This window comes from Alteromonas sp. MMG017 (genome assembly GCF_018100795.1).
GTDB lineage: Bacteria > Pseudomonadota > Gammaproteobacteria > Enterobacterales > Alteromonadaceae > Alteromonas.
This window is the reverse complement of sequence record NZ_JAGJDY010000006.1, coordinates 286,512-299,909: the sequence shown is the minus strand read 5'-3', so window position 1 is coordinate 299,909 and position 13,398 is coordinate 286,512. Positions and strand designations below refer to the sequence as shown.

13 protein-coding genes are annotated in these 13,398 nt (G+C 44.4%); 10 read left to right on the top strand and 3 right to left on the bottom strand.

Features of this window, described 5'->3' with window-relative positions; genetic code table 11:
* The first annotated feature begins 67 nt into the window (after positions 1 to 67).
* From arsC to J8L84_RS11815, 4 genes are read left to right on the top strand one after another with little or no spacing between them, the layout of a single operon-like run.
* The gene (gene arsC / locus J8L84_RS11830) at positions 68 to 421 is read left to right on the top strand and encodes an arsenate reductase (glutaredoxin) (protein ID WP_211070862.1); all 354 of its coding nucleotides are present in this window, start codon (positions 68 to 70) and stop codon (positions 419 to 421) included.
* Positions 421 to 1,143, top strand: a complete 723-nt coding sequence (locus J8L84_RS11825) for an NAD(P)H-dependent oxidoreductase (RefSeq protein ID WP_211070861.1) — start codon at positions 421 to 423, stop codon at positions 1,141 to 1,143. Before arsC ends, J8L84_RS11825 begins: the two co-directional genes overlap by 1 nt.
* The gene (locus J8L84_RS11820) at positions 1,133 to 1,552 is read left to right on the top strand and encodes a DUF2069 domain-containing protein (RefSeq protein ID WP_126873515.1); all 420 of its coding nucleotides are present in this window, start codon (positions 1,133 to 1,135) and stop codon (positions 1,550 to 1,552) included. The genes J8L84_RS11825 and J8L84_RS11820 overlap by 11 nt, the downstream gene beginning before the upstream one ends.
* Positions 1,553 to 1,554: 2 nt before the next feature.
* Positions 1,555 to 3,453, top strand: a complete 1,899-nt coding sequence (locus tag J8L84_RS11815; protein WP_211070860.1) for a hypothetical protein — start codon at positions 1,555 to 1,557, stop codon at positions 3,451 to 3,453.
* An 8-nt stretch (positions 3,454 to 3,461) separates the two neighbouring features.
* Here the strand turns inward: J8L84_RS11815 and hda are convergent, their stop codons facing one another.
* Positions 3,462 to 4,196 (bottom strand): DnaA regulatory inactivator Hda, encoded by a 735-nt coding sequence (hda, locus tag J8L84_RS11810; protein WP_211070859.1) that lies wholly within the window; start codon positions 4,194 to 4,196, stop codon positions 3,462 to 3,464.
* A 10-nt stretch (positions 4,197 to 4,206) separates the two neighbouring features.
* The gene (locus J8L84_RS11805; RefSeq protein ID WP_211070858.1) at positions 4,207 to 5,520 is read right to left on the bottom strand and encodes a DUF2066 domain-containing protein; all 1,314 of its coding nucleotides are present in this window, start codon (positions 5,518 to 5,520) and stop codon (positions 4,207 to 4,209) included.
* 277 nt (positions 5,521 to 5,797) lie between these two features.
* On the opposite strand from J8L84_RS11805, the gene purM reads away from it, so the two are divergent.
* From purM to J8L84_RS11780, 5 genes are all read left to right on the top strand, one after another.
* The gene (gene purM / locus J8L84_RS11800) at positions 5,798 to 6,838 is read left to right on the top strand and encodes a phosphoribosylformylglycinamidine cyclo-ligase (RefSeq protein ID WP_211070857.1); all 1,041 of its coding nucleotides are present in this window, start codon (positions 5,798 to 5,800) and stop codon (positions 6,836 to 6,838) included.
* The gene (purN, locus tag J8L84_RS11795; protein ID WP_211070856.1) at positions 6,835 to 7,485 is read left to right on the top strand and encodes a phosphoribosylglycinamide formyltransferase; all 651 of its coding nucleotides are present in this window, start codon (positions 6,835 to 6,837) and stop codon (positions 7,483 to 7,485) included. Before purM ends, purN begins: the two co-directional genes overlap by 4 nt.
* Positions 7,445 to 8,188 carry a DUF3108 domain-containing protein gene (locus J8L84_RS11790; RefSeq protein WP_247670723.1) on the top strand — a complete coding sequence of 248 codons (744 nt, stop codon included), beginning with the start codon at positions 7,445 to 7,447 and terminating at the stop codon, positions 8,186 to 8,188. The genes purN and J8L84_RS11790 overlap by 41 nt, the downstream gene beginning before the upstream one ends.
* Positions 8,189 to 8,493: 305 nt before the next feature.
* A complete protein-coding gene (fadE, locus tag J8L84_RS11785; protein WP_211070855.1) occupies positions 8,494 to 10,956 on the top strand; it encodes an acyl-CoA dehydrogenase FadE in 2,463 nt (820 codons plus the stop codon).
* A 118-nt stretch (positions 10,957 to 11,074) separates the two neighbouring features.
* The gene (locus J8L84_RS11780) at positions 11,075 to 11,626 is read left to right on the top strand and encodes a CAP domain-containing protein (RefSeq protein WP_247670722.1); all 552 of its coding nucleotides are present in this window, start codon (positions 11,075 to 11,077) and stop codon (positions 11,624 to 11,626) included.
* 117 nt (positions 11,627 to 11,743) lie between these two features.
* On the opposite strand, the gene J8L84_RS11775 is transcribed toward J8L84_RS11780, so the two are convergent.
* Positions 11,744 to 12,379 carry a response regulator transcription factor gene (locus J8L84_RS11775; protein WP_061997362.1) on the bottom strand — a complete coding sequence of 212 codons (636 nt, stop codon included), beginning with the start codon at positions 12,377 to 12,379 and terminating at the stop codon, positions 11,744 to 11,746.
* Between the two features lie 176 nt (positions 12,380 to 12,555).
* On the opposite strand from J8L84_RS11775, the gene cmoA reads away from it, so the two are divergent.
* Positions 12,556 to 13,284, top strand: a complete 729-nt coding sequence (gene cmoA, locus J8L84_RS11770) for a carboxy-S-adenosyl-L-methionine synthase CmoA (protein ID WP_211070854.1) — start codon at positions 12,556 to 12,558, stop codon at positions 13,282 to 13,284.
* The last annotated feature ends 114 nt before the right edge of the window (positions 13,285 to 13,398 follow it).

The window sequence follows — 13,398 nt, the reverse complement described above, 5'->3', positions numbered from 1 at the left end:
AAAACACCTTCAAACAAGCAATAGTCAGCGCCAAAATTTAGCAATGATTTAACGATGAGGCGACAATATGTCTTCGGTTACTATTTTACATAACCCGCGCTGCTCTAAAAGCCGCCAAACCTTAGCACTACTTGAAGAAAAAGGTATATCGCCTACCGTAGTAGAATACTTAAAAACGCCACTGAGCATCGATGAACTTAAAACTTTGTTTGGGCAACTTAACGTCGAAAATGTACGCGACATGATGCGCACGAAAGAAGATGCCTATAAATCTGCTGCATTAGGTAGTGCAGATATTACCGATGAACAGCTTTTCGCTGCCATGGTAGAACACCCTAAGTTAATTGAGCGCCCAGTTGTTATTAATAACAATACTGCGCGTATTGGAAGACCGCCAGAGGCCGTATTGGAAATCGTATAATGGGCCCTATTTTAATTCTTTATTACAGCCGCCATGGCAGTACCAAACGGTTAGCTGATGCTATCGCCCAAGGGGCAATGGCTCAACTATCAAGCTTTGAAGCGAACGCGTCATCACCTTCTACTGGTACATCATTTGTGCGACCAGAAGTTATTGTGCGCAGCGTGGCAAGCCTAAACGCTAATTTGAATGGCGCTAGTTCGAATTCAAATGAGCAAGGCTCTGAAGAAGAGAACACCAACGTCAGTGTGGAAGAATCAAACCCTAACGCAGCCCCCACAGTTACCTTACAAGAACTCGAGCAATGTAGTGCCCTTGCCTTAGGAAGCCCTACGCGATTTGGTAACATGGCAGCGCCAGTAAAGCACTTTTTAGACAGCACCAGTAGCCAGTGGCTAAAAGGGTCGCTTATTAATAAGCCTGCGTGTGTGTTTACATCAAGTTCTTCCATGCATGGCGGTCAAGAATCGACACTGCTTTCCATGATGATCCCATTATTCCACCACGGCATGGTGATGTGCGGCCTGCCCTACAGCGAGCCAGCGCTTCATGAAACTCGCAGCGGTGGCAGCCCTTACGGTGTGAGCCATGTCGCCCTCGACAACGCAGTCACACTCACTGAAGATGAAAAATCTTTATGTATTGCTCAAGGTAAACGTCTGGCAAAATTAGCCAATGCTTTGTGGCATGCGAATAACCCGGAGACAACACATGGCGCCTAACACTCGCTTTTATCGTTATTTGGCACTTGGGTGCCATACCCTCTTAATAGCGTGGATTATTGCGTGGCAGTTTTTTCTTAATAAAACGCTAACGTACTCGCCAATCTTTATTACGTTGGTTTATTTAGTGCCGTTACTTTTACCTTACAAAGGCGTTATACAAGGCAAGCCGTATACTCACGCTTGGGCAAATTTCGTGGTACTGTTTTATTTAATGCACGGTTGTACGGTGGCTTATGCAGTCCCTGAAGAGCGCTGGTATGCGGCAATTGAAATTCTGCTTTGTGTTGGAATGTTCGTTGGTTGCAGTGCGTTTGCTCGTAAACGTGGACGTGAACTAGGCCTTGGATTAAAGAAACTTAAACAAGTTATGCAAGAAGAAAAGGCGCATTTCGAACAAGGGGAATAACGATGAAGTGGCTACTACCAATTTCACTGTTGGCATTATATGGATGCGGCGGTTCAACAGGAGATAGCAACGTCACTACACCTACCCCATCTTCGCCACCCAGCCTAACAATACAGGGCGCCAGCGAAATTATTGCTGGCGACTCTGCCGATTTTGCCGTTGCCGCCCCGTCGGGCACATTTATTACTAACGTTAACTGGACGGTAAGTGCAACTAGCGCTAGCACACAAGCAACCAACATAACTCCTCTTGCATCGCATACCCAAGCCATAGGTTTCGATGCTATGGCGGCCGGCGATTACCTTGTTTCGGTTACTGCCACTTTTTCTAGTGCCGACACCTTAACTGACGAGCTGAGCCTTACCGTTATTGAAGACCAGCCTCCTGAAGCTATTTTACGCTTAGGTCACGAAGCCAGCGAAGGTGGCCGCGTTTCACTGCACGTAGATAACAACAGCTTGAAAACCGTTACCGACATTACGTGGGAACAGTTATCAGGGGCATCAATACCCGCTTTTACTTTTGATGACGGCGATTTTTCTTATAATCTTTATTTTCAAGCGCCACAAGTAAGCGCCGACAGCATTGCTGAAATTCAAGCTACGCTGACTTTCGATGATGGCTCGATTGCAACCGATACGGCTCAAGTGTTGATAAAAAATATCAATATAGATTCAGATGCGTATTTCGTTGATGACTCAGGCAGTAATCCAGAAACCGTGACGTCGCACATGCTAGCGTATCGTCCGAATAGCCCATATGCTGCAGCGCTGGACGCTTGCGTTTACCACAACGAGCTAACTTCCAGCTGCACATTTGCGCAACTTCCTCTTATTGGGCAGCAAACAGAATCCCCTACTATTGATGATATTTTAGATAGAACCTATGTGTCACATCCATGGATGGGAGAGGCATTCGAGCAGTTTTTAGAAACATCTAACAGCAGTGAAGATTTGCTACAAATGCTAAGAGCAACCAGTGCGGTTGTTATTTCTTACGATATTCGCCCCTCATTTTATTGGGCAGTGACTGGTGCTATTTATCTTGATGCAAATAACTTTTGGCGCAGCCCTGAAGAAAGAGACACCATTAATACTCAACCCGATTACCGTAGCGGCTTTGGTAGTGATTTAGATTTTTCTATTTTTTGGCGATACGTAAAAGACGCAGTCTATTACTATCCACAAACTGGCTTGGCAGCGTCAGCAAGGGCAACCCGAACTCAACAAGGTGTCGATGCTGCACTAACATGGTTGATGTACCACGAACTCGCCCACGCGAATGATTTCTTCGACTATACAACCTGGTCGTCCTTATCTAACAGTAATACCCCACTAAATTACGTTAATAACAACGCGCCTTTATCAACTGGCCTTGAAAACACCTTGCCGCTTACCTCATCCGAACTACATTCGCTGGCGCAGGTACGTTATGGGGGTGATGATGCAAACAGTACACAGCGTGCTTATTCAGCGGCTCAAGTGGCCAATTGGTTCGCTAGCGACGGTGCAGTTACCTTTTACTCCTATTACACTGAAAGAGAAGATTTCGCTAATTTGGTCGAGCGCTTCATGATGCTTTATCGAATGGGCGCCAGTGCGGATGTGGCCATATTTTCAGGTGATGCAGTAGACGATGGCTCTTACGATGTCACTTGGGGGCAACGGGATCGTATTAACGATAGTAACCTGCAATTACGGGTAGATTATGCGGTTAGCCGCGTATTTCCTGAGCTCGACATTCCGGCTATTCAAGCTGCCATGCCAACGCCAACCTTATTTCCTGCCGGTAGCACTTGGTTTAATTCGGTAGATTTAGACAATGAAGATAGTGTGCAGCTTACAGGCGATGAAAAGAAAGCGATTATAGAGGCGCAAGAGAAGCTTGAAGCGCGTTTATAATTAGAAAATTAAAGCCCGAGTTCCCGCTTAACCATAGCCACAGAAAGCTTTTTTTGTTCCTGCAATGAACGGGTATCAAGCCTGGCTAATAAGCTTAACAAGCTTCGTAAATCTCTATCGCTATGGTGCAACAAAAACTGCAATGCCTGTTCTGACAACCTTAATCCTCGTTGGTCAGCACGCAATCGCACCACTTCCTTACGCGACTCATCATTAAGCGCCGTTAAATGATAAATAACGCCCCATGCAAGCCTAGAGCTTAAATCTGGTAATTGGAATGCTGGGTGTGAAGGCCCGTGTTGACTACTCCCCACAATGAGTGCGTGAGGGTTTTCTATCACCCGATTGAAAAGGTCGAATAAGGCTTCTTCCCAGCGTGGATGACCAGCAATGGCATGTATATTATCTAAACAGATAACCGAGAGATTTTCTAACCCATCAAAAATATCGAAAGACCACTGGGCATGATGATTCAAATTTAAATAAAGGTGATTAACGTTTTGCTGCGCCAGTTGATGACACAAGGCATACAGTAAATGGCTTTTACCCAAGCCCTGACCACCTAACAATGTAACTAATGGCAGATGTAATGCAGAAAGCGAAGCTAAAGACGGTGCATCCTGCCATGCAGGCATAGCACTTGGAATACCCTTAAGCAACGCCACCACTTCTTGGTTTCCCGTATCAACAAAACTGTCGAACGTTTCATCTGTGGGTAGCGTTACAGGGAGAGTTAGCTGCATAGCAAAAGGGTCATTCATTCCAGTAAAAGGTATATCCTTCTACCACTTGACCAAAGGCATCGGTGACAGGCCGAAGTTTAGATTCAAGCCTTACAGTATTGAGTAAATCCTCTGGCGTACCAAGCAAGGTTAAATTATAAGTGGCTACGGAACCGGTTTGCCCGGTTAGCATGGCCTCTTCTATAACGCTTAAGCTGTTTAAATACGCATTGGCGTTAGCGTATTTTTTTAATGAGTCTAAATTAGCAACCGACACAGATATTTGCACTCGCTCTGCGTCTACGGCACCAGGGATCACAGCATATTGTGAGGACAAGTAATTGGCATAAGCATCAACCAACTGGTGCGTGAGTGACGTAGGTTCGTCGGCAAAAATAGAACCATAGCTTACCTTGCCATTGCCCACAAACACCCAATCAAGTGCATATTCACCCTCTTGTGCTTTTTGCGCATATTGGGTGAATTCGTCCATTGTGAAAGGCGGCATTTCTTGCGCTTCATTCACCATTGAGGCTATGAGTTCCTCGCCGGTAACGCTGCCGCTTCCTACTTCCTGCCCATTTGGGTCTATCTCAACTTCACTTAAATTAAGTTCACCGCTGAGTGGCTGCGCTTCGGTTGAACCTTCACCGACATCTTGGTCAGAACCAGATGATGCAGGCAAACCTTCAGGAATAGACGGCATTTCGCCAGGGGTATTTTTATACAAACGAGCGCCAATAATATTATCAACACCATAACGCTGTGATGATGCCGTTAAAGACTGAACGAACCTACCCCACACATCGTAAATTGAGATGCTGGCAGAGTCGGTTAAATCCATTAGTGGCAGGCTTACCGGCACACCTCGTATTTTCGCAGTGTTAACCAACATTTCCCCTACGGGTGTTGGTGAACTTTCATCTAAAATAATACGTTCATTGTCGTCGGTTTCTGTGGCCAACCACACAATGGTTTCTGGTCTACGCTCGCCCCACAAAGGTAGGCCTTCACGTTTCATCAGTTCGGTTAGCTTAGTTTTGTCAAACTCTGCAACATAAAAGGTTTCGTTGCCTGAATAGGAAAAACGGTACGAGCGAAGGTAAGCTTCCGGCTTTCTAAGTGCTGCCCTTACCCCAGGGTTCTGCAGCACCGCGGTATTACCTGACACCTTTACCATTACTTGGGTTAAGGCTTCTTTTACGGCGTTGGCTTGTGTTTTTTGACTCTGATCACTAACAGGTATCTGTGCTTCATTAACCACTACGTGCTGCGTAGCATGGGCACTCATTGTGCACACCGCTATTGCCAAACCTACACCGCGAATTAATTGTTGCTGAAACATACGCCTAATTTTCCTGTTCCGATAAGAAATCAATTTCTTCACTACTCCACTACAACGCCAAAAGATCGTTGCCCGCTATTCTCTGTCATATTTGTGTTTATTTCATCAATAAATACAAAAAACGAAGTTTGAAGCGGCTAAAAAATGTATTTCATACTCAAATTACACTTTTTTCACATGATCTGACTCTTATACGCCTTAGTCAATTGGACTTGTGGTGACTTACTGGTAGAATCCGCGTTTTTCTACCTCTTACTCTTAGTTCTAGGGCGCAAACGTGAGCGAAAATAAAACCTCTCTTAGTTATAAAGATGCTGGTGTCGATATTGATGCGGGAAACCAACTTGTCGACCGTATTAAATCCGTTACTAAAAGGACTCACCGTCCGGAAGTAAAAGGAAACCTTGGTGGGTTTGGCGCATTATGTTCGCTTCCAACGAAATACAAGAACCCTTTATTGGTTTCTGGAACCGATGGCGTGGGCACGAAACTTCGTGTTGCTATGGATGCAAACCGTCATGATGGCGTGGGTATCGACTTAGTGGCAATGTGCGTTAACGACCTTATCGTGCAAGGTGCCGAGCCACTGTTTTTCTTAGATTATTACGCTACTGGCAAACTAGATGTTGATGTTGCGGCATCGGTAGTGACCGGTATTGGTAATGGTTGTGAACAAGCGGGTTGTGCGCTAATAGGTGGTGAAACCGCTGAAATGCCGGGAATGTACCACGGCGGCGATTACGATATTGCAGGTTTCTGCGTAGGTGTGGTTGAAGCTGAAAAAGTTATCGACGGCACTAAAGTAAAGCCTGGCCAGAAACTTATCGCGCTAGGATCATCAGGTCCTCACTCTAACGGTTACTCACTGGTTCGTAAGATTTTAGAAGTGAGCAACGCCGACGTAAATCAAGATTTAGACGGCAAGCCGCTTATCGAGCATTTACTTGAGCCTACCCGCATTTATGTGAAATCAGTCTTAGCATTGCTTGAAAAAGTTGAAGTTAGTGCTATTTCGCACATTACTGGTGGTGGCTTCTGGGAAAACATCCCTCGGGTATTACCAGATGATGCAAAAGTGGTTATTGACGAGAAGAGTTGGCAGTGGCCTTCAGTATTTAGCTGGCTGCAAGAGAACGGTAACGTTACTCGTCATGAAATGTACCGTACGTTCAACTGTGGTGTTGGCTTAGTTATCGTTATTGATGAAGCCGACGTAGAGACCACTATTGCAACGTTGAAAGAACACGGTGAAAACGCATGGTTAATTGGTGATATTCAAGCCAAAGACGGTGAGCAGCAAGTTGAGATAAACGCGTGAGCACTCCATCAACCAAACTTTGCGTTTTAATTTCAGGTAACGGCAGTAACCTACAAGCCATTATTGATAACATCAGCGCTGAAAAGCTCGATGCTGAAATCTGTGGTGTTATTAGTAACCGCCCAAATGCGTACGGTTTAACCCGTGCGCAAGAGGCCGGCATTACGGCAATAAGCCTAGACCACATGCAGCACGACAGTCGCGAAAGCTACGACAAGGCATTGCAAGCTGAAATTGAATCATTAAACCCAGACTATATTGTACTTGCTGGCTTCATGCGTATCCTAACGCCTGAGTTTGTAAATACTTTTTCTGGAAAATTAGTGAACATTCATCCATCTTTATTGCCCAAATACAAAGGGTTGAATACGCATCAGCAAGCCATCGATAACGGCGACGAAGAACACGGCGTAAGCGTGCACTTTGTGACGCCTGAATTAGATGGCGGCCCAGTCATTATTCAAAGCCGCGTGCCGGTTTTCGAAGATGACACTGCGGTAGACTTAGCAGATCGTGTTCAAGAACAGGAGCGTCGCATATACCCATTAGTGCTTTCTTGGTTCAGTGCGGGGCGACTTAAGATGGTAAATAATAAGGCTATCCTAGATGAGCAAGAACTCCCAGAATCGGGTTATGCAAACGAGTAAACGCCGCTTTGTAGCAGCAATATTAATGGCTTTTGTGGGCGCTGGCGCCCACGCGGCCGATGCAACAGAAAGTAAACTTCAACCCTACGAGGCAGTTTATACTGCTTACAAGTGGGGCGATGATGTGGGCGAAGCTCGCATTAAGCTTGAAGCGCTAAGTAATACACAATATTCCCTCACCTACTCTTCCAAAGTTTCTAAATTCTTTTTATCTGACAAGCGCTACGAGCACTCTATTTTTAAAGTAGAAGATAGCAGCGTTTTACCTATCGAATATCATTATACTCGCACAGGTACAGGGCCAGATAAGAAGCTCACCGTTAATTTCAATACCGGTAACGGCGGCAAAATAGCGGTAGAGGATGGCGACGAGTTTGTTTGGAACGGTCAGTTCGACAACCAAATTTACCGTGTAGACCTGGCAAATCAATTAGCATCTGGCGAAACGAACCTGACTTACGACTTTGTTAACTATCGCGGTGAGTTACGTACCTACGGTGTAGAAGTAGTGGGTAATGAAAAATTATCATTACCTTACGGTGATTTTGACACGGTGAAAGTGAAACTTATTCGTGATTCTAAAACTCGCGAAACCTTCGCGTGGTTTGCTCCATCATTAAACTATACCCTAGTGCGATTGCAGCAATTTAAAGATGGTGAAGAGCAAGGCGACATTAAGTTGAAGTCTTACACCAGCGAGTAACTTTAAGTTACACCTTCAATAGGCGGGGAACTGCCCGCCTATTTCCATTTTTCTTTTCTATTTTCATTATTTGACCGTTTCACCCAACCTAGCTGCTAGCCCATAGCTATAGCGTGCTAGCGCAAACTATAAGCGTTAGTTTTAATGCAAAATTCATGTAAAAATCTTGATCTTTGGGCCATTAAATAATAGGTTTAACCCATGCTGGTCTGACCTCAATTTGATAACTGCGCAGAATCTTGCGTCATGAACCAAAATAAGAGGAACGATTAGCGTTACATTTAACGCCTTCTCAGGAGCGAAGTATGGCAGATTTTATTTGGTTTTTACTGGTAGTGTTAGCTTTGGCTGTTGCCAGCTATCAACGTACCAGCTTAGTAACAGCAGTGTGTATTGCTGGTGGAGTCATGATTTTAGGGACTCTGTTCGGCGATATTGGTTTACTTGGTTGGATTGTATTCCTAGCACTTACGCTGCCGTTTACCCTTTCTAATATTCGTCAGCAACACATCACTAAGAAACTATTAGCGTTTTACCGAAAGGTAATGCCAGAAATGTCTAGCACCGAACAAGAAGCAATCGATGCAGGTACAGTATGGTGGGACGGTGATATTTTCAGTGGTAAGCCTGATTGGGAAAAACTTCACCGTATTCCAAAAGGCCGCTTAACGGCTGAGGAACAAGCGTTCCTTGACGGGCCGGTTGAAGAAGTATGTTCAATGGTAGATGAATGGCAAATTAACCATAAAGATGCCGATTTATCACCTGAAATTTGGGCATTCCTTAAAGAACATAAGTTCTTTGCCATGATCATCAAAAAAGAATACGGCGGCTTAGCGTTCTCAGCGTTCGCACAGTCTCGCGTTCTTCAAAAGCTTGCTGGTGTTAGCGCAGTACTTTCAAGTACGGTTGGTGTTCCTAACTCGTTAGGCCCAGGCGAACTACTTCAGCACTATGGAACAAAAGAACAACAAGACCATTACTTACCGCGCCTAGCGGCAGGCCAAGAAGTGCCTTGTTTTGCATTAACTGGCCCTGAAGCAGGTTCAGATGCTGGCGCGATTCCTGATGTCGGTGTGGTATGTAAAGGCGAATGGAACGGTGAAGAAGTGCTAGGTATGCGCCTAACTTTCGACAAGCGTTATATTACCCTTGCGCCAGTAGCTACGGTAATTGGTCTAGCGTTTAAACTTCAAGATCCAGACGGTTTATTAAGTGACAATAAAGAGCCAGGTATTACTTGTGCACTTATTCCTCGCGATACAAAGGGCCTAGAAATTGGTCGTCGTCACTTCCCGCTGAATACCCCTTTCCAAAATGGACCTATTCGCGGTAACGAGATTTTCGTTCCAATCGATTACATCATCGGTGGTCCAGCGATGGCAGGTAGAGGCTGGCGTATGCTGGTTGAATGTTTGTCAGTAGGCCGTTGTATTACCCTGCCGTCTTCTGCTGCAGGTGGTGCTAAGTCTGTTTCATTGGCAACTGGTGCTTACGCACGTATTCGCCGTCAGTTCCGTATGCCTGTTGGCCATATGGAAGGCGTAGAAGAAATGCTAGCCCGTATTGGTGGTAATGCATACTTGATGGATGGCGTAACACGCTTTTCAACAGTAGGTGTTGATTTAGGTGAGAAGCCATCTGTGATATCGGCAATCTGTAAATATCACCTTACCGAAAAGATGCGTCAAATCATTAATGATTCGATGGACGTTCATGGCGGTAAGGGCGTAATGCTTGGGCCAAATAACTATTTGGGCCGTGGTTACCAAGGTGTTCCAGTGTCAATTACTGTTGAAGGCGCGAACATTCTTACTCGTAACATGATGATATTCGGTCAAGGCGCAATGCGTTGCCACCCTTTCGTGTTGAAAGAAATTCAAGCGGCGTCAATTGAAGATAAGAAAGAAAGCATTAGCGCATTTGATAAAGCCGTATTTGGGCATATTGGTTTTGCCATTTCAAATACAGTTCGTAGTGTTTGGTTTTCACTAACTAGCGGCGTATTTAGCAGTGCACCTTTCACTGACGAAACCGCTCACTACTACAAGCTGTTGCAAGGCTACAGTGCAAACCTAGCGTTACTTACCGATGTTTCTATGGGTGTGTTAGGCGGCGACTTAAAACGTCGTGAGCGTTTATCTGCACGCTTAGGCGATATCTTAAGTGGCTTGTACCTAGGTAGTACTACATTGAAGCGTTTTGACGAAGATGGTCGCTTAAAAGAAGACTTACCGCTACTTCATTGGGCAATGCAAAACACGTTGCATGACATTGAAACAGCCATTGATGACTTCTTAGCGAACTTCCCTAACAAAGCCATTGGTGTTGTACTTCGTGGCCTTGTTATTCCGTTTGGTCGTCGTGTTGGTAAGCCTTCTGATAAAACCGAGCATGCTATTGCACAAATGCTACAGACCCCTTGTAGCGCACGTAGTCGTTTAGGTTATGGTCAGTACCTTTCTCGTGAAGAAGGTAACTTGTTCGGAGACTTAGAACAGACGCTTGATGATGTATTAGCAGCCGAGCCAATCTTCGAACGCATTTGCAAACATAAGAAAGCGAAACTGCCTTTCACACGTTTAGCGGCGTTAGCAGATGAAGCGCTTAGTGAAGACATCATTAACGAAGAAGAAGCTGATTTACTTCGCCGTACAGAAGCAGGAAGACTAAGAACCATTAACGTGGACGATTTCGACCACGAAGAATTAGTGGCTAAAGTAAACTCTTCTAGCGAAATGAAGAAACGAGGAGGCAAAGCTGCTTAGCTTAATCCTCCCTAAAAAGGGCCGCTTCGGCGGCCTTTTTTTATGCATCAAACCCACTGCTATTTTATGGTTAGCTTTTCTACTGACTGCACCTGCTCATGCTGAATCGCAGTACCCGATGGTTTCATTACCTTCTGACACTTTTCAGTGTGGTAATTCAGAACAAGCCCAAAAACTTGCCAGGCTTATTGTGAATGATAAAAACCAAGCACGCCCCCAAATTCACTGTAACCCCACCTTAGTTGCCATTGCTGAACAAAAGGCAAAAGACATGGCAGAAGAAGGCTTAGTGTCGCATTTCTTAAATGGCAGCCCTAACACCCGTTTGCGAAACGCAGGGTTAACACTGCCTTCCTATTACGGCGATGCTATGAGTAATCAGGTTGAGGCATTGGCTGGCGGCTATCAAACCGCAAAAAAGGTGTGGCACGCATTAAAAAGTTCGTTCTCTCACAAACAGCATTTGCTGGGTGAAATTCCTTTTTATGCTGAACAAAATGAAATTGGCGTCGCCTTTTTTAAAGATTATAAAACGCCACACATAGAATACTGGGCGATTTATATCACTAAACTAAGTGGTGATGCACAAAAGAAACCATATGGTGAAGTACCCGATAAGGGGCTCGGCATCGTTACCGAAAATGGTGAAATTACCCCAATGCAACAGTGAGCTATCACTTTTAAAAATTGCGGCAATGGCAGCAGAAACAAAAAAGCCGGTGTTATTTAAAACACCGGCTTTTTTTAATTTGTAGAACTTGTTTATAACCCTAGCCAGGCCGAAGCTTTAGCTAAGTTGAAGCTTATCCATTAACAACACCGCTTGCGTACGGGTGTTGATTTCAAGTTTACGTAGAATTGCGCTGATATGCGCCTTAATCGTCGCTTCTGTTACATTCATTTCGTGAGCAATTTGCTTGTTCATTAAGCCTGCACGTAGGAATGACAATACTTGAATTTGTTTAGGCGTAAGCTCTCTGAATCGTTGAAGCAACAACTTCAATTCATCGTCTACTTTCTCAAGCTCTTCTTCCATACCTTCAGGAAGCCATTTTTTACCCGCAATGATATCAACAATGGCTTGTGCCATTTCACGTGTTGCTGACACCTTAGGGATAAAGCCTTGAGCACCTAAGCTCATTACTTGTGCAACCACTTCCACCGTGTCACTACCAGACACTACGCCGATAGGAATATTAGGATATTGTTCACGCAAGGTAATGATGCCATTAAAGTATTCACCGCCTGGCATATTTAAATCAAGTAAGACCAACTCTATGCCATCGTATTCATTTAAAATGGCTAGCGCAGCATCAAGGCTTCCAGCTTCAAGAATCTGCGCGTTTTCAAAATAAGGGCCTAGCGCTCCGCTGAGTGCTTCACGAAACAATGGATGATCATCTGCTACAAGAATTCTTGTCATTAGCGTTGTTGCTTCCTTTAGTTCTTATATCTCTAGGTTAATACTTTCGATTTAATTCTAAAAGCCCTATTCGTTAAAAATCACCGCTTTATTTGATTTTTTTACTGTTTTCCATTGGCATTTCTGTTTGTGAGGGTAAAATTGCCGACCAAATTCCAGCTAGCTGAGTACATTTTGTGCAAAAACACGACAGACTTTATGCAAACCCTCTTAAAAAGGTAGCAGATTTTACCTTCGATGAGTCAGTAGTTGACGTTTTTCCCGATATGATCCAACGCTCGGTGCCAGGTTATGAAACTATTGTTCATACTATTGGCGAATTGGCCAAAACAAAAGTACAACCAAATACGAGGGTGTATGACCTTGGTTGTTCACTGGGTGCAGCAAGTTTTTCAATTGCACGGGCCACTCAAGATTTGCCGTGTGAAATAATTGGTATAGACAGTTCGGATGCCATGGTTGACCGTTGTAGAAGAATGGTTCAAGCCTTCAATCTACCAAACCCAATTACCATTGTTCAGCAAAATGCCCAAGATACCCAAATAGAAAACGCTTCTATGGTCGTCATGAATTTCACATTACAATTTATTCCGCCTGCCGATAGAGAAGCACTATTAAAACAAATTTACGATGGTTTGAACGAAGGTGGCGTGTTAATTCTTTCAGAAAAAATTAAACACCCCACCATGGCTGGCAATGAACTATTGATAGACCTGCACCACCAATTTAAGCGTGACAATGGTTATAGTGAATTAGAAGTAAGCCAAAAACGGGCCGCCATTGAGAACGTAATGCTGACCGATACCTTCAGCGAACACGAAACCCGATTAAAATCCGTTGGCTTTAAAGATGTAGTGATGTGGTTTAAGTGCTTTAACTTTACGTCGCTAGTTGCAATAAAGTAGTTGGCAGTGCGGTTAAGAGGGTATTAATACCCTACGAACACTTATAATTAGCATCCCGTGATTTAGCATTAAGAACAGTGTGAGTCACATTTTAAAACACTGTGACTCACAATG

Coding starts and splice junctions, on each gene's coding strand:
- arsC (WP_211070862.1), top strand. CDS start 68: ATGTCTTCGGTTACTATTTTACATAACCCGCGCTGCTCTAAAAGCCGC.
- J8L84_RS11825 (WP_211070861.1), top strand. CDS start 421: ATGGGCCCTATTTTAATTCTTTATTACAGCCGCCATGGCAGTACCAAA.
- J8L84_RS11820 (WP_126873515.1), top strand. CDS start 1,133: ATGGCGCCTAACACTCGCTTTTATCGTTATTTGGCACTTGGGTGCCAT.
- J8L84_RS11815 (WP_211070860.1), top strand. CDS start 1,555: ATGAAGTGGCTACTACCAATTTCACTGTTGGCATTATATGGATGCGGC.
- hda (WP_211070859.1), bottom strand. CDS start 4,196: ATGCAGCTAACTCTCCCTGTAACGCTACCCACAGATGAAACGTTCGAC.
- J8L84_RS11805 (WP_211070858.1), bottom strand. CDS start 5,520: ATGTTTCAGCAACAATTAATTCGCGGTGTAGGTTTGGCAATAGCGGTG.
- J8L84_RS11790 (WP_247670723.1), top strand. CDS start 7,445: ATGAGCAAGAACTCCCAGAATCGGGTTATGCAAACGAGTAAACGCCGC.
- fadE (WP_211070855.1), top strand. CDS start 8,494: ATGGCAGATTTTATTTGGTTTTTACTGGTAGTGTTAGCTTTGGCTGTT.
- J8L84_RS11780 (WP_247670722.1), top strand. CDS start 11,075: ATGGTTTCATTACCTTCTGACACTTTTCAGTGTGGTAATTCAGAACAA.
- J8L84_RS11775 (WP_061997362.1), bottom strand. CDS start 12,379: ATGACAAGAATTCTTGTAGCAGATGATCATCCATTGTTTCGTGAAGCA.